The 18,470-nt window shown below is 41.8% G+C and carries 19 protein-coding genes and 1 pseudogene; 8 read left to right on the top strand and 12 right to left on the bottom strand.

Features of this window, described 5'->3' with window-relative positions; all coding sequences use genetic code 11:
* Positions 1-40 precede the first annotated feature (40 nt).
* Positions 41-1,144: a histidine kinase N-terminal domain-containing protein gene (locus PFZ69_RS12420; RefSeq protein ID WP_270181397.1), complete on the bottom strand. Its 1,104-nt coding sequence runs from the start codon at positions 1,142-1,144 to the stop codon at positions 41-43.
* A 451-nt stretch (positions 1,145-1,595) separates the two neighbouring features.
* Between PFZ69_RS12420 and PFZ69_RS12415 the strand changes: the two genes are divergently transcribed.
* On the top strand, positions 1,596-2,000 hold the full coding sequence (locus PFZ69_RS12415; RefSeq protein WP_270181396.1) for a TipAS antibiotic-recognition domain-containing protein: 405 nt from the start codon (positions 1,596-1,598) through the stop codon (positions 1,998-2,000).
* Between the two features lie 379 nt (positions 2,001-2,379).
* Here the strand turns inward: PFZ69_RS12415 and PFZ69_RS12410 are convergent.
* Positions 2,380-3,270, bottom strand: a pseudogene (locus tag PFZ69_RS12410) (lipase/acyltransferase domain-containing protein); the annotation flags it as partial.
* Between the two features lie 141 nt (positions 3,271-3,411).
* On the bottom strand, positions 3,412-3,837 hold the full coding sequence (locus tag PFZ69_RS12405; RefSeq protein WP_270181395.1) for a GNAT family N-acetyltransferase: 426 nt from the start codon (positions 3,835-3,837) through the stop codon (positions 3,412-3,414).
* Positions 3,838-3,957: 120 nt separating this feature from the next.
* On the opposite strand from PFZ69_RS12405, the gene guaC reads away from it, so the two are divergent.
* Entirely contained in the window at positions 3,958-4,941 is a 984-nt protein-coding gene (gene guaC, locus PFZ69_RS12400; RefSeq protein ID WP_333489739.1) for a GMP reductase, read from the top strand.
* 86 nt (positions 4,942-5,027) lie between these two features.
* Here guaC and PFZ69_RS12395 read toward each other — a convergent pair whose 3' ends face one another.
* Positions 5,028-5,492 (bottom strand): hypothetical protein, encoded by a 465-nt coding sequence (locus PFZ69_RS12395; RefSeq protein WP_270181394.1) that lies wholly within the window; start codon positions 5,490-5,492, stop codon positions 5,028-5,030.
* 280 nt (positions 5,493-5,772) lie between these two features.
* Between PFZ69_RS12395 and PFZ69_RS12390 the strand changes: the two genes are divergently transcribed.
* The gene (locus tag PFZ69_RS12390; RefSeq protein ID WP_270181393.1) at positions 5,773-7,287 is read left to right on the top strand and encodes an esterase/lipase family protein; all 1,515 of its coding nucleotides are present in this window, start codon (positions 5,773-5,775) and stop codon (positions 7,285-7,287) included.
* A 36-nt stretch (positions 7,288-7,323) separates the two neighbouring features.
* Here PFZ69_RS12390 and PFZ69_RS12385 read toward each other — a convergent pair whose 3' ends face one another.
* Positions 7,324-7,782: a MarR family winged helix-turn-helix transcriptional regulator gene (locus tag PFZ69_RS12385; protein ID WP_442865154.1), complete on the bottom strand. Its 459-nt coding sequence runs from the start codon at positions 7,780-7,782 to the stop codon at positions 7,324-7,326.
* Between the two features lie 147 nt (positions 7,783-7,929).
* Here PFZ69_RS12385 and PFZ69_RS12380 point away from each other — a divergent pair, with 147 nt between their 5' ends.
* Both PFZ69_RS12380 and PFZ69_RS12375 read left to right on the top strand, forming a co-directional pair.
* Positions 7,930-8,352 (top strand): organic hydroperoxide resistance protein, encoded by a 423-nt coding sequence (locus tag PFZ69_RS12380; protein WP_270181392.1) that lies wholly within the window; start codon positions 7,930-7,932, stop codon positions 8,350-8,352.
* 179 nt (positions 8,353-8,531) lie between these two features.
* The gene (locus tag PFZ69_RS12375; protein ID WP_270181391.1) at positions 8,532-9,968 is read left to right on the top strand and encodes an MDR family MFS transporter; all 1,437 of its coding nucleotides are present in this window, start codon (positions 8,532-8,534) and stop codon (positions 9,966-9,968) included.
* A 28-nt stretch (positions 9,969-9,996) separates the two neighbouring features.
* Here PFZ69_RS12375 and PFZ69_RS12370 read toward each other — a convergent pair whose 3' ends face one another.
* Together PFZ69_RS12370 and PFZ69_RS12365 are read right to left on the bottom strand one after the other, a co-directional pair.
* Positions 9,997-10,389 carry a VOC family protein gene (locus tag PFZ69_RS12370; RefSeq protein WP_270181390.1) on the bottom strand — a complete coding sequence of 131 codons (393 nt, stop codon included), beginning with the start codon at positions 10,387-10,389 and terminating at the stop codon, positions 9,997-9,999.
* Positions 10,390-10,403: 14 nt separating this feature from the next.
* Positions 10,404-10,787 (bottom strand): VOC family protein, encoded by a 384-nt coding sequence (locus PFZ69_RS12365; protein ID WP_270181389.1) that lies wholly within the window; start codon positions 10,785-10,787, stop codon positions 10,404-10,406.
* A 163-nt stretch (positions 10,788-10,950) separates the two neighbouring features.
* Between PFZ69_RS12365 and PFZ69_RS12360 the strand changes: the two genes are divergently transcribed.
* Positions 10,951-11,160, top strand: a complete 210-nt coding sequence (locus tag PFZ69_RS12360; RefSeq protein ID WP_270181388.1) for a DUF2642 domain-containing protein — start codon at positions 10,951-10,953, stop codon at positions 11,158-11,160.
* A gap of 34 nt (positions 11,161-11,194) precedes the next feature.
* Here the strand turns inward: PFZ69_RS12360 and PFZ69_RS12355 are convergent, their stop codons facing one another.
* The 3 genes from PFZ69_RS12355 to PFZ69_RS12345 all read right to left on the bottom strand — a co-directional run bounded on the left by PFZ69_RS12355 (position 11,195) and on the right by PFZ69_RS12345 (position 14,118).
* Positions 11,195-12,397 (bottom strand): alanyl-tRNA editing protein, encoded by a 1,203-nt coding sequence (locus tag PFZ69_RS12355; RefSeq protein WP_270181387.1) that lies wholly within the window; start codon positions 12,395-12,397, stop codon positions 11,195-11,197.
* A 286-nt stretch (positions 12,398-12,683) separates the two neighbouring features.
* Positions 12,684-12,878 (bottom strand): hypothetical protein, encoded by a 195-nt coding sequence (locus tag PFZ69_RS12350; RefSeq protein ID WP_270181386.1) that lies wholly within the window; start codon positions 12,876-12,878, stop codon positions 12,684-12,686.
* 19 nt (positions 12,879-12,897) lie between these two features.
* The gene (locus tag PFZ69_RS12345) at positions 12,898-14,118 is read right to left on the bottom strand and encodes a GrpB family protein (RefSeq protein WP_270181385.1); all 1,221 of its coding nucleotides are present in this window, start codon (positions 14,116-14,118) and stop codon (positions 12,898-12,900) included.
* Between the two features lie 351 nt (positions 14,119-14,469).
* Between PFZ69_RS12345 and PFZ69_RS12340 the strand changes: the two genes are divergently transcribed.
* A complete protein-coding gene (locus PFZ69_RS12340) occupies positions 14,470-15,798 on the top strand; it encodes a hypothetical protein (RefSeq protein ID WP_270181384.1) in 1,329 nt (442 codons plus the stop codon).
* Between the two features lie 161 nt (positions 15,799-15,959).
* Positions 15,960-16,571 (top strand): acetate uptake transporter, encoded by a 612-nt coding sequence (locus tag PFZ69_RS12335; RefSeq protein WP_442865184.1) that lies wholly within the window; start codon positions 15,960-15,962, stop codon positions 16,569-16,571.
* An 82-nt stretch (positions 16,572-16,653) separates the two neighbouring features.
* Here PFZ69_RS12335 and PFZ69_RS12330 read toward each other — a convergent pair whose 3' ends face one another.
* A complete protein-coding gene (locus PFZ69_RS12330) occupies positions 16,654-17,616 on the bottom strand; it encodes a ring-cleaving dioxygenase (protein WP_270181382.1) in 963 nt (320 codons plus the stop codon).
* Between the two features lie 72 nt (positions 17,617-17,688).
* The gene (locus tag PFZ69_RS12325) at positions 17,689-18,468 is read right to left on the bottom strand and encodes a GNAT family N-acetyltransferase (protein WP_270181381.1); all 780 of its coding nucleotides are present in this window, start codon (positions 18,466-18,468) and stop codon (positions 17,689-17,691) included.
* Positions 18,469-18,470: the final 2 nt, after the last annotated feature.

The following is an 18,470-nucleotide window of genomic DNA, read 5'->3' as shown; positions in this document are numbered from 1 at the left end:
TTTACTTATTACCAGTAAATGACATCTTTTTCACGTTAGCTTAACAAAGAGGTAACGTAATGGTAAACGTTGTTTCATCTTGATCTGATTTACATGAGATCTGACCGTTATGGTTCTGAATGATCTTTTGACAAACATAGAGACCGATTCCTGTGCCAAGCTCCTTCGTCGTATAAAACGGCTCAAAGATCGTATCGAGTTTTTTCTCAGGAATCGCTGGTCCGTTGTTGGAAATATGAAGCTTCATCTCACCCTTTAGCTTCTCACCGAAAAGATTGATCTTCCGGTTTCTTTGGATTTCCTTAAGCGCATCGATCGAGTTCATTACGATATTTAAAAGAACTTGACGGATCTTATCTTTTTGCCCGAAAATCCGTAACCCTTTAGGTATGTTATTCGAAATGTGAACATCCACGTCCACTACGCTTGGGTAAATGAAGTCGATCATATCATTGAAGACTTCCCCCACTTCAAATTCTTCCTCTTCCACCCCATCGATTTCCTTCTTCGATACGTGGAGGAACTGAGAAATGCGAAAGTTCAGCTGTTTCAATTCATGCTCAATCACATCAAGATACTTCATTTCAGGATTTTCTTTCCTAAGGATTGCCACGAAACCCATGATGGCTGTTAAGGGATTTCTAAATTCATGAACAAAACTTGAAGACATCTGCCCCAAAATCGATAGCTTTTCTTGATGAGTTTCATCTATGTATGAAATCTTCTCCTGTAACTCATCACTTTTGATCTTCGTATATTCCGTTACCGCATGATAGGCAAACGTGTCGAACAAGTCATTAAACGACTGAAGGATCGGAAGAAGATCATCAGAAGAAACATCCGATCGCGTCATATGGTCAAATAACACACTTCTCCCTAAGTTTACATTATAAATAAAATCCCCGATGTTGATATTCGCTTCAACTCGTTCCCTCGCTATTTGCTTCGCAAGTTCAGCGATTTTATTTTCATCGATCGGATCAACGATATTGGTTCTAACAAGTTGATACATTAATTTTCCATTCGCGACTACCTTATCCTTATAAATATCATCGTCAGAGATTCTAACTCGACGTTTCCAGCTATTAAGATATTCGTCTAGGTTTTGGTCGAGGTAGTCTACTAATTGATTTTGTGCAATCATAACCTCATCCCTCATTTATTTATAGTAAAAGACGAAAATATACAGAACTTTCTTACTAGTATAACAATGATACCGAAATGTTGAAATGATCAACTCAAGTTAGGCTCCGATCACGAACAATCACTTTGTACATAAAAGCATTTTCAGCAAAGCTCACAAGATACTCCTACTGTTCGTAAAAGCTCATTCAACCCCAGACCATGTTTAGCCTAACACTTCTGTATACCATAACAATCGTCTGGAATAAAAAACGATGTCATTACTGAAGTTATTACAATCGACAAGCTATCATAATAAGTTTACATTAATTCTGAAAAGAAATCTGTGCATTTCCGAAAATTTTATTCACGAACGTACCAGCCGTGATTCAGAAAGTCATACTCCCTGATTCCCTAGAATATATTTTAAAATAACATTCCCCTTCTCCTTAAGGATGGAAGGAGGTCGTATTATGGATAAAAAGGGAAGGTTTGAAGCGATTGCGTTCTTCCGCAGCCAGTATGCAAGCCAGAAGATGAGGAAAGCTCGCACGAGTCAGTTGAACCATTTATCAAATGAAGAAAAGAAAGAATTGCAAACTTCACTCGAAACCATTTACAGAAAGATCGCTAGTCTAACGTCGATTCCCCCACATTCGATTGAAACACAGAGCATCATCGATGAATGGTATCATTTCTTATGCGATTATTTTAACGGTTCGTATACTCTTGAGGAATTCTATCGACTTGGAGATCTTTATGTGAAGGACGCTCGATTCAAACGTAACATCGACAAATATGGAGCAGGCCTCGCTGAGTATATGCGTAAAGGGATCGCATGTTATATCGGCGTTGAACCAAATGAAACAACGGGATAATCCGTTGTTTCATTTTGCGTTATGGAATTTAAAGTGTGAGCAATGCATTCACAGGAATAGGATCTTTCGAACTGACGTGTATACGACTCTCCGTTCTCTTCCCTTTCTTAATGAGGAGATATTCCACATCTCGTAGCTCGTGAGGCACAAAGTTAACCGTGTACGTACGTAGAAACTCTTGAGAAACGACTAGGCAAGACATTTGTTTAATCCGAACGACGGACATATGGTGTTCGATCGACGTCGATGTGTCTGGCCTCAACAAATGACTAATGTGTTCAGTCTTCTCTTTCAGCTTAATGTGCCCTTTCCCTTTCAAGATGATCAGTGAATAATCATTGAAAGATGGATATGGCTTCTCTTCCCCACATGATCGTCCAAGTTTTTTTGCAAGAAGCGGCAAGCTCTTATACAGCACTTCGTTATGACTACCTTGAAAGATGTGTTTATCACCTTCGAGCGAAAACACGCTACTCAGCGTCGCATTTCCATCTCCAAGCTCTGTTTTCAACGAATTCGTCACTTCTCCATCTATCCAGATATCAGGTGAATCAGACGGTTCAACTTCCAAATACCGTATGGTTTCTTCACCGATGCCTCCGATCAGTGTGATTGGAATATGTCTTTTCTTCATCACTTCTCTCTTATTGTTTAAGCCATCAAGGAAGTTGTTCTTCGTATTCATCGTTTGATATGGGACGACACCAAATTCTCCATCGTTATTTTTCATAAAAAGGTAATTCCCGTAAGCAGCCCCTGGCGTAATATCTTTCAATCCTTTAAAAAATTCATGAATCGCATCAACTCTACTCATGTTGGTCACCCTCGGTAAAAGCCAGAGGTAAGCATCCATATAAAGGCGGACAAGGTTAAATTTATCCCCTGATTCGCCAGGTAATGACCCACCGGTCCAATAACTAAAATTAGGAGGTGAGCCAGCATTCGGTGTACACATCATGATAAGCTGACTTACATCGAATTTGTAGTAGTTGCTTTCGACATAGGAGCGACTCACTAATCCGCCCATACTATGACTTATGATGACAACCTTTTTCTTGCCCGTTATTTTCTTCGCATGCTCGATCGTATCGTATAAATACCGCCTCGCTGAATGCTCGATCGGTTTCCGCCAATCGTAATAGGAGACGAAGAAATTTTCTCCTTCTTTTAGACCGAGTTCTCTTTCAAGTAACTTTACGAAAGGTTTGTACACAATTCCTGCGAGGCCAAAGTGCCAGTCTCCTGTGCCTGGAATGATCTCGTCACCCATCGAACCAAATAACCCAGGTACAAACACTACCGGAAAATCACCTATCGACTGCTGTTGAATAGCCGTCCTCTCCCTTCAAGCAGGAATCGTAGCGAATACTAGTAAACTATATTCGGTTTGGACGAGAATAATAACTTGCCTCTAGAGCTTTTTATAAAAACCCGTTGCACTTCCTACAAACCCACACCGCTCATAAAACGCATGAGCATCGATTCGTTCAGGACGGTTACCGCTATTCAACGTAACCAACGATGCTCCGTTCTCTTCCGCCCAAGATTCTGCAAAGTGAAGAAGGGATTTTCCGATACCTTTTCCTCTAGCATGTGAGTCCACGACAAAACCGTTTATCCTAATATACGAGTCGCTACTTTCATACCGATAGCAATGCATAAAACCGATCATCCCTACTACCACATCACCATCAACATAAACATAAGTCTGGTAGTACTGGTTCTCAAAGATAATGCACATTCTTTTTTCCATTTCCTCAACACTCGTCGGATACCCGAGTTCTCCCATCAAATGTGCGAGTCCTTTCACATCACGACTGATTGCTTCTCTAATCACAATGATTCCTCCAATCGCTGAAATAAGTTTTGACATGGAAACCTTTGTCATGTACATTAAGTAATAGACGAACAATTTTTTAACACTATCAATGATTATTCGTATTTAGGGGTGTGTATTATGGAAAACGTGTTTGATTATGAAGATATTCAATTAATTCCTGCTAAATGTGTGGTTAACAGTCGCTCTGAATGTGATACAACGATCACACTAGGTGAGCATTCGTTTAAGCTTCCAGTTGTTCCTGCCAACATGCAGACGATCATAGATGAAAAAATCGCTACTTATTTAGCCACAAATGGCTATTTTTATATCATGCATCGCTTTCAACCGGAGCGACGCCTTTCCTTCGTGAGTGATATGAAGAAGCAAGGTCTTATCTCTTCGATCAGTATCGGAGTGAAAGAAGAAGAATACCGTTTTGTCGAGCAGCTTGCAGAAGAAAACCTGACCCCTGACTATATCACAATCGATATTGCACACGGACATTCTGAAGCCGTGATCGAAATGATTAAACACATCAAAAAGAACTTGCCACACAGTTTCCTCATCGCTGGAAACGTTGGTACACCAGAAGCAGTCAGAGAGCTCGAGCATGCTGGTGCTGATGCAACGAAGGTAGGAATTGGACCAGGTAAAGTATGTATTACGAAAATCAAAACTGGATTTGGTACAGGCGGATGGCAACTAGCCGCTCTTCGCTGGTGTGCGAAAGCTGCAAGCAAACCGGTCATCGCTGACGGTGGAATCCGCACTCATGGTGATATTGCAAAATCCATTCGCTTTGGAGCATCGATGGTCATGATCGGCTCACTTTTCGCTGGACACGAAGAATCCCCTGGTGAAACGACAGAACGTGATGGAAAGCTCGTGAAAGAGTACTTTGGATCAGCATCTGAATTTCAAAAAGGTGAGAAGAAAAACGTTGAAGGCAAGAAAATGTTCGTAGAACATAAAGGTTCCCTTCAGGACACCCTCATTGAAATGGAACAAGATCTGCAGTCTGCGATCTCTTATGCAGGTGGTAAGAACCTTGATGCTCTCCGCCACGTTGATTATGTGGTTGTGAAGAACTCCATTTTTAATGGTGACAAAGTATACTAAACAGTGAAAGCCACACCATAAGGTGTGGCTTTTTTCATGTTTCAGATGAATGGTATCTTTGTGCCGCTGGCTTCATCCTAACTTCCCTAAAACAATAAAGGCGTTTCGTTCACCCAAATCTTCCATTCTTCATACTCTTCTAGTTCAGTGACAATTTGATAGTTGCTAGAGTCTTCGACGCTACTCTCGTCAATGTCACCTTTTACATAACCAACGCTATATCCATCGTCTTTGCTAAGAAACATTCTTTTAAACGTTCCTATGTCATCAGATGGTTCTTTCATATTCGTGATCGACCGTACGCTCCACAAATTTTTGTCATGAACAAAGTGAACTTCTGCAAGCCATATTGCTTCTTCTGTATACGTTCCTTTCAGAAGAACTAACGCTAGCTCGTCATTCACTTTATAGGTTTCATAAAAACGTTCATCTTCTATTCGGTCGTATGTTTTCACAGCTTCTTCAGGCGTATTCTGGCCTCCTTCTTCCCACTGAATGCAAGCAGGTAGCGTGAAAAGTACAACCGCAATAAGGATCATCCGAATATGCATGGTTGTGCCCTCCCCTTGTAGCATTTACTAAGGTATACGATTTCACCTCCCATAAAGTTCCATTTATTCTAAAAGGAGCTCTTTAGTTAGTGCAATATACCCACCTTTCTCAATACCATTTTCATTCATTCTCACATCTTCTAGATATATGTCGATATACCGGTCATTTCAATCCAATAGACCTATCAAAAACTTTTTTAAACTAGTGATATCGTTTCTTGTTGTATTGATGGAATATTCATACAGTTAGAATATGAAATAAAGTAATTAGGAGGGTTTTATGAAAAAAAGACTGATTCCGTTACTTGTTTTCCTTCTCTTTTTTGCACCGCCCCTCGCTAACGATGCATATGCAGGAATTCTTGGAAAAGGTGATGCAACTGGGACACCTGGTGAATGGTACATAGGAGATGAGCCACTTTCAACGCGGTCAGGGTCGCTTCCAATCGTGTTCGTACATGGGTTGAACAGCTCTTCTAACACATGGATCGACGAGAACGATATGGATGAAATAACATACAACAAGAACTATCAAACCGCTTTCATCGACCTTTACCCGACGAAAAACATGTGGGACAACGGTCAGCTCCTTTCCACTAAACTATCAGAGATGTACACCTATTTTGGTAAAAAAATGATTCTCGTCACTCATAGTAAAGGCGGCATCGATGCACAGTCCGCGCTCGTTCATTCTAATGCACATCAGTATGTTGATAAGATCTTCACGCTTTCAACCCCTCACCATGGCTCACAACTCGCAGACCTTGCCTACAGCAGCTGGGCCGGATGGCTATCTGCAATCATCGGTACCAAAAACGATGCAACCTATTCTCTTCAAACCGGATATATGAGCTACTTTCGTTCGATCACAGATTCAAATTCAAAAACAATGCTAACGCCCTACTACACATTCGGTGGTACAGATTGGGGTAGCTTCGGTGGCTCGCTTTACTGGGGTGGTCTTTACTTAAGACAATACGGAGCAAATGATGGAGCAGTTACGGTCAAAAGTTCTAGACTGCCATATGGGAATGAAATTCGAGTTGGGGAGTGGGATCACGGAACAATAAAGAACGGAAACGCTACATTCAACTTGTTCGAGCCTTACCTCACTCAGTCTGTTCCTGCCTTTACATCACACCGATCGTTCAATGGTACTAATGAAGAAACTGAAACGGGGAATGTACTAGTTAGGGGCGGCGAATTTACAGGAACAAAGGTTGAAACCTTCGAAGTTGAAGAAGGTGCTAAGAGCATTGCGTTCGATTGGATGAGTCAAAACAAAGACTCTGACGTCATTATTGAAAGTCCTGAAGGCAAAAGATTTACAACCTTGAAAGCAACGAAAGACAGCGGAATCTTTCAAGGTGCCTATCACCATCAGGTAAAAGTAGATTCACCACGTTCAGGTAAATGGAAGGCAATCGTTAAACAGCGGAAGAAGGAAAGCTATTTGATGCAAGTATCCTACGATAGTGAGCTTAATGATGGGATTACAGTCGATGAACAGAAATCTAGCGAAGTAAAATTAGTAGTTGATTCTTCTGCAATCGAGACAGAATCTCTAAAAGGAGACATCGTGATTCAATATAGTAAAAATGGCAAAGTAAAACAAAAGAAGATCAGCTCAAAGAAATTTCATGCATTAGAATCTTTCCCTATTAAAAAGGCGGGTGAAGGAATCTATCACATCATGATCGACGTTGAGGGTGATACAAAGAAAGGAAAACAATTCGAGCGAACCATTCTTTATACGATCTATGTTGATAAACACGGGAAGGTTTATAGGCCATAGCGAAAAGACCCGAAGCGATGTGCTTCGGGTCTTTTCTTATTTCTTATCATTAATAGAATGTATGTGATCGAGTAGCTGTTGAAAACCAGTCAACGCATTTTTAAACTCTTCTTTTGACAAACCGCTGTTCGCTGCCATCGCATCCGGAATAATCGAAGCTTCTTCCCTTAGTTCTTCTCCTTTGGTCGTTAACCGTACCATCACTCTTCGTTCATCCTCTTTAGAGCGTTCGCGCTTTACAAGTTCTGACTCTTCCATCCTTTTAAGCAGTGGCGTCAACGTTCCAGAATCCAAATAAAGTTCTGCACCTAAAGCTGTGACGGTTGTTTCGTGATGTTCCCATAGAACGAGTAACACAAGGTATTGAGGATACGTAATTCCGAGCTTATCTAAGTATGGACGATACATCTTCGTAATTTCTCTTGAACAGGCATAAACAGAAAAACAAAGCTGATTTTCTAATTTTAATTGATCATTTTGTTCGATCTTTAACACCTTCTTTTACAAAAGTTGTGCACAATCAATTTATCTTGAAGAGCCAAGGAAGTCAACTTTAAATCGTTGACAAAGTGAAAGATGTGCCGTATATTATATTTTGTAAAATTAAATTGTGCACAACTTAAATAACAGGAGGAGATTAGAATGAAACCATTATACACAGCAAAAGCATTCGCTCACGGTGGTCGTCAAGGGAAGGTTGAGTCCTCAGACGGTGTGATCAATATGGATCTTCGTATGCCTAAGGAGCTTGGTGGACAAGGTGGAGAAGCTACGAACCCAGAGCAGCTTTTTGCAGCTGGCTATGCAGCATGTTTCGATAGCGCACTCAATATGGTGGCAAGAATGAAGCGAGTTAAACTAAACGATACCTCTGTTGAAGCCCATGTCTCCATCGGAAAAGAAGAAGATGGTGCATTTGGACTCAGTGCGAAATTAACGGTTACGATTCCAGACATCGACCAACAAACTGCAGAAGAATTAGTAAAAGCCGCTCACGAAACATGCCCTTATTCAAGAGCAACTCGCGGCAATATGGAAGTTGAACTAAATACGATTACGAAATAGATGGACGATAGAGCTGCCGATTCGGCGGCTCTTTTTTTGGGTGAAAAATTCTACTATTCTATCGATCAGAGTGTTTGTCACGAGGTTGAATAAGGAGTATAATTTGATAATTGATTGCAGTTAAACTAGTAAACGAAACTCTTAAATTAACAACGGTCAACTAGAAAGGAGGCGTTTAAATGACGACCACTCAACCTTATAATAAATTACTGATCGCTGCCTTATTACTCGCAGGATCGTTTATTACGATATTGAACCAAACCCTTATGATCACTGCCATTCCGCCTATTATGGAAGAAATGAGTATCACAGCAAATACCGGTCAATGGCTGACGACCGTTTTTATGCTAGTGAATGGAATCATGATTCCAGTGAGTGCTTTTTTACTCGAACGATTTACGACAAGACAGCTATTTATTACCGCGATGGGGATCTTCTCAGTCGGAACCGTTGTCGGTGGATTAGCCCCTAACTTTGGCATGTTGCTGATGGGCAGGGTGATTCAATCCGCTGGTGCGGGTGTGATGCTCCCATTGATGCAAACTGTCTTCTTAATGATTTTTCCAGTTAATAAACGAGGGACCGCAATGGGATATATCGGGCTCGTCATTTCGTTCGCTCCGGCGATCGGGCCAGCACTTTCCGGATGGTTGACGGCTAACTATTCGTGGCGCTTATTATTCTGGTCGATCTTACCGCTTTCAATCATGATCATCATCATCGCATACTTCATCATGAAGAATGTGACAGAGCTTTCACGTCCTAAGGTGGATCCAGTTTCAATCATCTTATCTTCCATCGGTTTCGGTGGTTTACTTTATGCATTCACAAGCGCAGGAAACAATGGATGGGATAGCCCAATTACGCTTATCGTCCTAGCGATCGGTGTCGTTACGCTCGCGATCTTCATCACCAGACAGTTACGCATGTCTCATCCTATGCTAGAATTCAGAGTGTTTAAAGATAAGATTTTCACCATTACAACGATAATCGGAATGATCATGTTCCTTGGCTTAATCGGTGCAGAAACACTGATTCCACTCTACATGCAGAACATGAGAGACTTTACAGCTTTTGAATCAGGATTAGTCCTTTTACCTGGAGCGGTCATCGTCGCGTTCATGTCTCCGATCACAGGTCGAATCTTTGATAAATTCGGTGCGAGATTACTTGCTATTACGGGGCTAACGATCGTTACCGCATCAACAGTCGGTTTTGTATTCATCGATCCAACGACTACCATCACCTACCTTACCGTGATGTATGCGATCCGCATGTTCGGACTTTCCATGGTGATGATGCCTGTTACGACAGCAGGACTCAATCAGATGCCAAAACGACTCATCCCACATGGTGCAGCGATGAATAACACGATGCGGCAGATCGCAGCGTCTGTTGGTACAGCCATCCTCGTAACGGTCATGACGACAACAGCACAAACCGCACAGCAAGGATCTACTGCTAACCCAGATATTTATGGTGTAAAGGTCGCGTTCATCGTCATTGTCGCACTCACCTTTATTGGGCTCTTGCTCTCTTTCTTTATCAACAAGAAAAGCCCTGAAGAAATGGCCAAAGAGCAAGAAGCAGCGGAACCAAAATCAGTGAATATGTAAAAACTCGTCCACATCGGACGAGTTTTCTTTATGATTTGCGTAATTCGCTCCACACATCGAACACGTTGCCATCAGGATCTTTGAACACAAAATTATTACCTGCATGCCCGCGATCTTCTACTTCCCCTACACTCACACCGTTTTCATGTAATTCAGCTTGCAGATCTCGAAGTGCATTCAAACCATCCACTTCAAACGTTACACCAAAATGCTGATTACCTTTATAATCGGTAAACCCTAATCGTTCCCCTTCTTTCGCTCTTACTAGAAAAAAGCTTTGATCAGCGAAATCTAGAATCGCTTTGTCATGATCGACATAGTTTTCAAAAGCACCAAGAACATTTTGGTACCATTTTGAAGAATCCTTAGGATTTGCAACTGGAATATAGGTCGTGCCGACTCGCTTTAATAAAGAACTCAACCTGCTCCCTCCTGTTATCCCAAAATCGTTTGCATTCGTTCCGCTTCCATCTCTTTGTTAAGGTATTCATAAAACCCTAGGCGATTTCCCCATGGATCCGTGAACGTTCCCCATTTTACTGGAACTTCTTCTCTCGAATGTATTTCGAAATGAGCAACGTTTAGTTTCTTCATAACTCTTTCTCGCTCTGCTGAAATGTCTTCTACCCCTAATCTTAGCGGACCGCTTCCTTCCGTCGGTGTTCCTTCAGCAAGCTGCAGCCAACTTCCGGGCAGCATCTCCCATTCAACGAAACCTTCGTGAGGAACAAAATCAGGATCACGCTGAAAAAGTTCTTTGTACCAAGCCAAACCTTCTTCCATATCGGATACACGTAATTGAATCGTCATTTCAAACATTGCTCGATCGCCTCCTAAATTATGTATACAAAACTCTCTTTCATCTTACCAGAACATTTGTTCCTTCGCTAGTTATTTTTTAATTATTCAGTTTACTTCAGATCAAAATAATCCATTAGTGCATACGATGAGTTCGAATGCTTCCGTGTAAGGGGATGAAAGTATGAACTGTAAAAACCGATTTGCTTGTGTTGACCCATATATGCTAAACCGCTTATACGCTACCCTAGGAAAAGCGTTACTCATCCAAACGAGGAAAGACACGCTTCGAGGAAGTCTTATTCACGTTCAGCCTGATCACATCGTGCTCTATGACTCTGGGTGTGAATGGATCGTACACACTGAACAAATCGTTTTGATTATGCCAGAATAAAAAAAGGAAGCACGTTACGTGCTTCCCCTCTTAACTAAACATCGACAGTACATTGCGAGATCAACTCTTTTAAAACATCCTCTGCAGATCGTATCGCTTCTCCTCCACCTTGCGCAAAATCTTTCTTTCCGCCGCCTTTCCCATTGATCACAGGTAAGACTTCCTTTAGGACAAGGTTCATATCCAAGTTAACATCTGCCCCTCTACCACAGACGATTTGTATTTTCTCTCCTACCTCGCTAACAAGGAGTACGATAACGGAAGAGTTTTCATTCAGCATCATCTTCGCGAGCTTCTGAAGCTCCTTCATTCCATATTCATTTGTGATGAGCTGAACTACGTTATAGTCTCCAACAGGAAGTGGCGAATTCACGAGCGCTTCAGCTTCAAAAGCTAAGAGCTTTTCACGTAAATCGTCCATCGCTTTCTCCTGCTCTTTCGTTTGCTGAACCAAACGCTGTGCCGCTTCCGCTACGTTTTCTTGAGGAACGCTAAGCGTTTTCGTCAACTTCTCCATCACTTTTTGCTTTTGATAAAGCTCATCGATGATTCTCTTCCCACATACGAACGTTACTCTAACAAGCTTCTTCTGTTTTTCCCATTTTAAGATGCTGATGCCGCCTACTTCCCCAGTAGAAGCGGGGTGCGTTCCACCACATCCACTGTAATCAACATCTGGAATCATGACGAGACGAATGTTCTCCGTAACAGAAAGCTGCTTTCTGAGTGGAAACTGTTTAGCTTCATCTGGAGCTACCCATTTTGCAACGATCTTTTTGTTTGTTAGGATCACATTGTTCGCATAATCCTCAGCACGCTTCGCTTCCTCTTCAACGAGGTTTGAAATGTCGAGATCGATCGTACATGTATCCTTTCCAAGGTGAAAGCTGATCGTTTTATACCCGAACAGATCTTCAAACGCAGCAGACAAGATATGCTGGCCAGCGTGCTGCTGCATGTGATCGAAGCGACGGTTCCAATCAACTTCACCTCTCACTTTCTCTTGGCCACTGAGAGGTGATTCAAGATAGTGACGAACTTCTCCATCGACTTCTTCAACATTTTTTACAACAACACCATCGATCGTTCCCATATCATGAGGCTGTCCGCCTCCTGTCGGATAAAAGGCTGTTGATGTCAGAACAACATAGTGACCGTTCTCGTCCGTTTGTTCTTTTTCTACCGTTGATTCAAACGTGCGTATGTATGGATCTTCATAATAATATTTTTCCGTCAATCGATACCCTTCTTTCTACATAATAGTTTTATCGTATCACGTCCAGTGCACGCCCTGCACCTTTTCTCTCCAAACAAAAAGCTTGAGGCAACGAATCCTCAAGCCTTTCCCTCACTTCTTCTTTGTAAACTTTGAAAGCAAAATGGCAATTATCAAAAACAAAATTCCAAACGCCATGATGTTATCTGAAATAATATCCATAGTGTACAACTACCTTTCACAATTTGTTACCGATAGTAAAAGGATACCACATCAAAGAAAGGTACCGATAATCCTCACTCAATCTTCAACCGGAATAATGGCTGTCCTTTTCGCCTTTCTTAAATTGCCAGAGGATGATATACATGATCAAACTACCGATACAAAATAACGTGATGAAAGGCCAGCTTATTCGCTCACCTTTCAGTAGATCCACTAAAGAGATCGCTACGATACATCCGATCGCAAACGGAACCCAATGCCTCAATAAATATGCGATCACCTTTCATCACCTACCCGCCTCATTTTCTTCGTAACGTATAGACCTTATTTCTCGATATTTCACGACAGCCGTTCGCTTTAAACGTTTGTATCATGGGAATGTTTCGAAGACTCGTATTTCCTACATAAGATTTGGCACCAAAATCGTCTCGAAGAAAGCGCAAGCCCTGTCTATGAATCTCTTTACTTTTTCCTTTGCCTCTCTCAGAAGGTACTAATCCAAAATAAAACAGCCGTCCTTCTGTTTCTGTTCCGGGTTCGATATGAGGCATCATGACGCCGATTGCTTTTTCACCTTCGTAAACGGTCAGGCAGCTCTTTCTCCATCCCTCTCCAAGTTCACATTCAACGCTTTTCAGATGATCCTCGATCGTAAGAGAAGACTTGGAATTGAATGAACCAGACATCGCATCAGCCCATACATCTTTGAATACTTCTTCTTCTCCATCGTTTAGCGAGACGAACGTAAAAGGGGATGATTCTGTAATTTCCATCTGAAGATCATGTGTCACCTGGACCGTCTCATCATGTAGAACAAATCCCTCCTCCACGAGGAAACTGCATATCTCTTCTCCGCTGCATACAATGTTCAGCGTTTCTTTTTCTTTAAAAGCAGGATCGCTCAGTACATTTGCAACAAGCTCTTCCACCTCATTTTCGGATGCGTGATCAAGCTCCTCGATCGTTACAAACTTCTCACCTGTTACAATTTTCACCTTCTCATAAAGATCATACCTTCGTGAAAGAGCCAGATAGCCAGGTGACCGGAGTACCTCCTCCATAAACAATGCTTTTTCATTACGATATGCTTCCATCTCTTTCCCATGAAAAGTAGATTTTAATGAATTATATTTCGTCGTTAGACTCGGGTTTTCCTTGAAATAACCAGTGACTTTCAAAAAGTGATCGACCTCAGAATGCTTCAGCGTCAATTGTAGCCCGAGCGGTAACACTTCATCATTCTTTTCATAAGCTCCAAAGAATGATGTTTGACTACTTCCTTCATTCAGAGCGTACGCTTTGTCTAAGAACGTCCTCGCATGTTCAAATCCAGTTTCATCTACACGAACCTGGAGATCCACATCACCTTTCGTTAAAGATCCTTTTACGGCTGTACTGCCAACATGATAAACTTCAGCACCCGGAATCGCTCGTGTGATGATCTCTTTATGTTTGCGATAGACGTTCTCTGCGCTCTCCCTTAAAGTTTCCTCATATACAAATTCAACGATTTCTATCATACCGATACTCCTCATCTGTTTTTCTCACTTGTACCCTTCATCGGTACCATCCTTAATCTAGCATTTACATTCGTCCTACTATCTTCCATTCAAAGTGGGAGAAACCCTTTCCAAAAATACTTTAAAAAGACATGGAGGTTTTTGTCGGCTTCAATGTACGCTTACCGTTCAAGACTTCCCACCAAAATCATTCGACTTCCTGCAATCATTTCCCTGGAAATCTCCTATAAGCAGACATTGGAATTCTGCTAGATTAGACAGTAAAAATTTTTCCGACTCGACACCGATAGCCCTTTCTTTTACTAGGGTTTATGTATAATAAGTCCAAATCTATCGTTCGGGAGGAATCTTATGCGACCTTTGCGCCTCATGTTCTTATTCCTTTCTCTCATGCTAACCGCTTCTTGTAACCTTCTTCCTGGAAAGGATGCCTCGAAGGAAAGTGAAGCTGAAAAGCCAACTGAAGCAGTAGAAGTCGGCACAACACCATCATGGACAGAGGGAACGTACAAATGGGAAGAAAACGGAAATATCATGGGAACTCTTGATATTACCGATCCAAGCGGAGATTCGTTTGCCTTTTCGTTATTTGCATACGATGGACAAGATGTCGGTGAATTAGCTGGGAATTCGAGCGGAAATGATCAAGCAGTCTATACACACCCTGATAATGGAGAATGTACGGTCACGTTCACGAAGGAAAAAGAAGCGGTCGCAGTAGCAGCAACGGAGGGATGTCAAAACGTCGCTGATGTATCGTTTAACGGTATTTATACGTTTATTCCTATTGGTACAGAAACAACAGAAGAGTCTTCATCTGAAGAAGAAGCATCATCTGAAGAAGAACCTTCAGATAATGCAGAAGCCACGACCGAAGAAGCTGACGAACAAGATGACATCTCACACTGGAAAGAAGCCCTTTACATCGATGGGAGCTTCGATACCGGTAACTTAAGCGTGTATAACGTAACACCTGATTCATTTATGTTCTCATTTGACGTAAGCAACGGAGCACATGTTGGACAGCTTACTGGAAAGGCGAAAGCAAACGGAAACAAAGCGATCTTCCAGGATAATGATCAACAAGAATGCAAAGGAACGTTCGAAATAAATGACAACGTCATCACCTTTAAAGAAGAGTCATGCCTTTATTACCACGGTGCTGCCGTTGAATTCTCTGGTGACTTCACTATGACTGATGATCCTCCAAAACTTCCAACAGCAAAAGCAGATAAGAGCTGTTCATCTGAACCATTTCATTCTGGACTCTTATCCTTTGCAGAGAAAGGACACTTAAAGAACGCTACGATTTTTCTCGGAATGACAGAAGACGAATTAAAAGCTTCAAACCCTACCCTTCAATATGATGATTGGTATTTTGAAGGAATCCCTGCTTTCTTTGATAATACGTATGCCTACATGACGGTAGACGATAAAGTCTTCAATATGCGCTACAACGCATTATCTGAAGGTCCTGCGATTCCTTATGAACTGTTGACCTGTCAGTTCGGTGAGCCAGATGAAGTTTTCTTAAACGAGCTGAGAGGAGAATATTACCATGTGTATCATGCAGGCGATAATATGATTTCTTTCATTTCAACAGAAGAGAATGGCTCGATCAGCGCTGTCGAACTAGAGTCTCAAGATGATAAGCTGCAAGAGCATAAAGATTCCCATTAACAGTGACCCCCGGCGCACATTGTGCACGGGGGTTCTTGACGGATAATAGCTACTGACCCCTTCATTCGGTGCTAAAAAAAGAATGCGCTTCCATATAATTTCCTATTGCATACAAAGCTTTTATTGTGTAAAGTGGTCAAGTATGTTTTATAGGAGGTTACATCATGAATCAAACACAGCAAGTTCAAATTAAAGTAGCTGACCCTTCCGCAATCGGGTTATTTGGATTAGCGATGGTGACACTCGTCGCTTCATCTGCAAAACTCGGATTGACAGACGGCGTTTCGTTCATATTACCATGGGCAATCTTTCTTGGAGGAATCGCACAACTTTTCGCTAGCGTGTTAGACGCAAAGCACAACAATACGTTTGGCACAACTGCTTTTGGCGCATTCGGACTATTTTGGATGGGTGTCGGCACTTCGTGGTTGATCCAATTTGGAGTCTTTGGAGATGCGGCTGCAAGCGCAGTTGATCCGAACCAGCTAGGAATCGCCTACATCGGGTACTTGATCTTCAGCTTATTCATGACGATCGGTGCCATGGAAACACATAAAGTGCTATTCATCATTTTCGTTCTCATCGATTTTCTTTTCATCGGACTATCTCTATCAACGCTAGGAATCGCTCCTGAAGCGATGCACTTAGTCGCAGCGATTGCTGAGTTCCTCATCGCGATCTTCAGTTTCTATGGATCTGCTGCAAGTGTGCTCAACACGCATTTCGGAAAAGTAACGATACCAGTAGGAAAGCCATTTGGGGTATTTAAATAGCATGACAGAGGGACCTTTTAGGTCTCTTTTTTTCGCAAAGCCACACAAAAAAGAAGGACCTCTAGAGAGGTCCTTCTTTGTATTAAAACTCAAGTGGTCTTAACTTCTCTTCGATTTCAGCACGCTTTGGCTCAAGAAATGGCGGAAGGGCTAACGCTTCACCCATCGACTCTAACGGTTCATCCGTCGCAAATCCAGGTCCATCAGTGGATAACTCAAATAAAATGCCATTCGGCTCCCTAAAGTAAAGCGCTTTGAAATAATATCGCTCAACCTTTCCAGAGTTGGGTAATCTAAATTGATTCAAGCGCTCTGCCCATTTATCGTACTCTTCTTCATTTGGAACACGAAATGCTACGTGGTGGACGCCACCTCTTCCAAGTCGAGCTTTAGGAAGATCAGGGCGAACTTCGATATGGACTTCAGCTCCACTTCCACCTTCCCCCGTTGAATAAACGAGAATATCTTTCTTATTTTCTGGTGCGGGATACGTTCCATCTTCTCTAAAACCCATCACTTCTGTTAACACTTGTACTGTAGGTTTAGGATCGTCAACTGTTAATGTCACAGGTCCGAGTCCTACAATGCTGTGTTCTGTTGGAATATCCTCCCGCTCCCAAGGCGTTCCGGCTCTTACACCTTCTTCACCATCGTCAGCAACAAGAATCAGTCTCGTGCCATCAAAGTCTTCAAAACCGAGCGATTGACGACCTGCTCGCTTCTGTATGTCTTCATGCTTCACATTGTAAGCTTCAAAACGTTCTTTCCAGAAGTGAAGTGCTTCCGTAGTTTTTACTCGCAATGAAACATACGAAATATCTGATGTTCCTCTATATGATTTCCCTAACCCTGGAATATCGAAAAATGTAATGTCTGTACCCGGTGTACCTTTCCCATCCGCATAAAATAGATGGTAAGATTCTGTATTGTCTTGATTCACTGTTTTTTTAACTAATCTCATACCAAGGATCTTTGTGAAAAACTCATAATTTCGTTCTGCTTTTCCAGTCAAAATGGACACGTGATGTAGTCCTAATAAGTGCATCGTGATCCCTCCTTTGTGTTCACCACTAGTATAAACCAAAATTATCTCGAATTAAATATACTTGATTTCGAACTAACTGTCACATCCCCATCCATATACTTTCATTTCTCCAATCGCTTTGAAGCCAGCACTTTTGTAAATAGCATATCCGTCCGGAGATGCTTGCAAGAAACAGGCGTCCTTCTCGTACTTACTTGCTTCAGAAAGAAGATAACGAAACATGGCAGTACCGTACCCTTTTCCACGTTCTTCATCCGATGTTCCCATATCATAAATGCCAACACTATCTGAGCTAACGATCATTGAACCGGTCGTGACGGGTTTTCCTCCAGCAATCCCAATGTATAACGTCAAATCCGAAGACTTCATGCTGAGAGAAGCGACGTCATCGTAATATGACTTGACCGCTTTTCCTTCTAATGAATCTCCGAAAAATGAAGAAATCAACGCTCCGAACAAGACGATGTCTTCAGGTGATTCGATTTTTTTAATCTCAAAACCTTTTGGAAGTACCGGTTTTTTTACCACATCATTCATTTCCATAACCATCGCAACATTTGTCTCTACCTGAACCAATCCGAGGTTTATCAAATCGTTTCCGCGTGTACTTTCCTCATTCCAACACCATACGCTTAAAGGATACTCTTTCTTTTTGAACCTAGATATTGCTCCTAAGAAGACTTCTTCTGAGAGCGTTTGTCGAATCGCAATAACATTAAATGTATCTGAAGGGTAACCAGAGTCAACAATTGTCGCGTGCCTGGTTTCGATCACTTCCATCGTTTTTAGGCGTTTCGCAAAGTAAGAAACTTTATTAACAAAATTATCTACTAACCGGGTTTTGTATGCCAAAA

Source organism: Alkalihalobacillus sp. CinArs1, from assembly GCF_947387515.1.
Classification (GTDB): domain Bacteria; phylum Bacillota; class Bacilli; order Bacillales; family Guptibacillaceae; genus Guptibacillus.
Note: the sequence above shows the minus strand (reverse complement) of the source record. Positions and strands in the feature narration are given on the sequence as shown.

Coding starts and splice junctions, on each gene's coding strand:
- PFZ69_RS12420 (WP_270181397.1), bottom strand. CDS start 1,144: ATGATTGCACAAAATCAATTAGTAGACTACCTCGACCAAAACCTAGAC.
- PFZ69_RS12415 (WP_270181396.1), top strand. CDS start 1,596: ATGGATAAAAAGGGAAGGTTTGAAGCGATTGCGTTCTTCCGCAGCCAG.
- guaC (WP_333489739.1), top strand. CDS start 3,958: ATGGAAAACGTGTTTGATTATGAAGATATTCAATTAATTCCTGCTAAA.
- PFZ69_RS12395 (WP_270181394.1), bottom strand. CDS start 5,492: ATGCATATTCGGATGATCCTTATTGCGGTTGTACTTTTCACGCTACCT.
- PFZ69_RS12390 (WP_270181393.1), top strand. CDS start 5,773: ATGAAAAAAAGACTGATTCCGTTACTTGTTTTCCTTCTCTTTTTTGCA.
- PFZ69_RS12380 (WP_270181392.1), top strand. CDS start 7,930: ATGAAACCATTATACACAGCAAAAGCATTCGCTCACGGTGGTCGTCAA.
- PFZ69_RS12375 (WP_270181391.1), top strand. CDS start 8,532: ATGACGACCACTCAACCTTATAATAAATTACTGATCGCTGCCTTATTA.
- PFZ69_RS12365 (WP_270181389.1), bottom strand. CDS start 10,787: ATGTTTGAAATGACGATTCAATTACGTGTATCCGATATGGAAGAAGGT.
- PFZ69_RS12360 (WP_270181388.1), top strand. CDS start 10,951: ATGAACTGTAAAAACCGATTTGCTTGTGTTGACCCATATATGCTAAAC.
- PFZ69_RS12345 (WP_270181385.1), bottom strand. CDS start 14,118: ATGATAGAAATCGTTGAATTTGTATATGAGGAAACTTTAAGGGAGAGC.
- PFZ69_RS12340 (WP_270181384.1), top strand. CDS start 14,470: ATGCGACCTTTGCGCCTCATGTTCTTATTCCTTTCTCTCATGCTAACC.
- PFZ69_RS12330 (WP_270181382.1), bottom strand. CDS start 17,616: ATGCACTTATTAGGACTACATCACGTGTCCATTTTGACTGGAAAAGCA.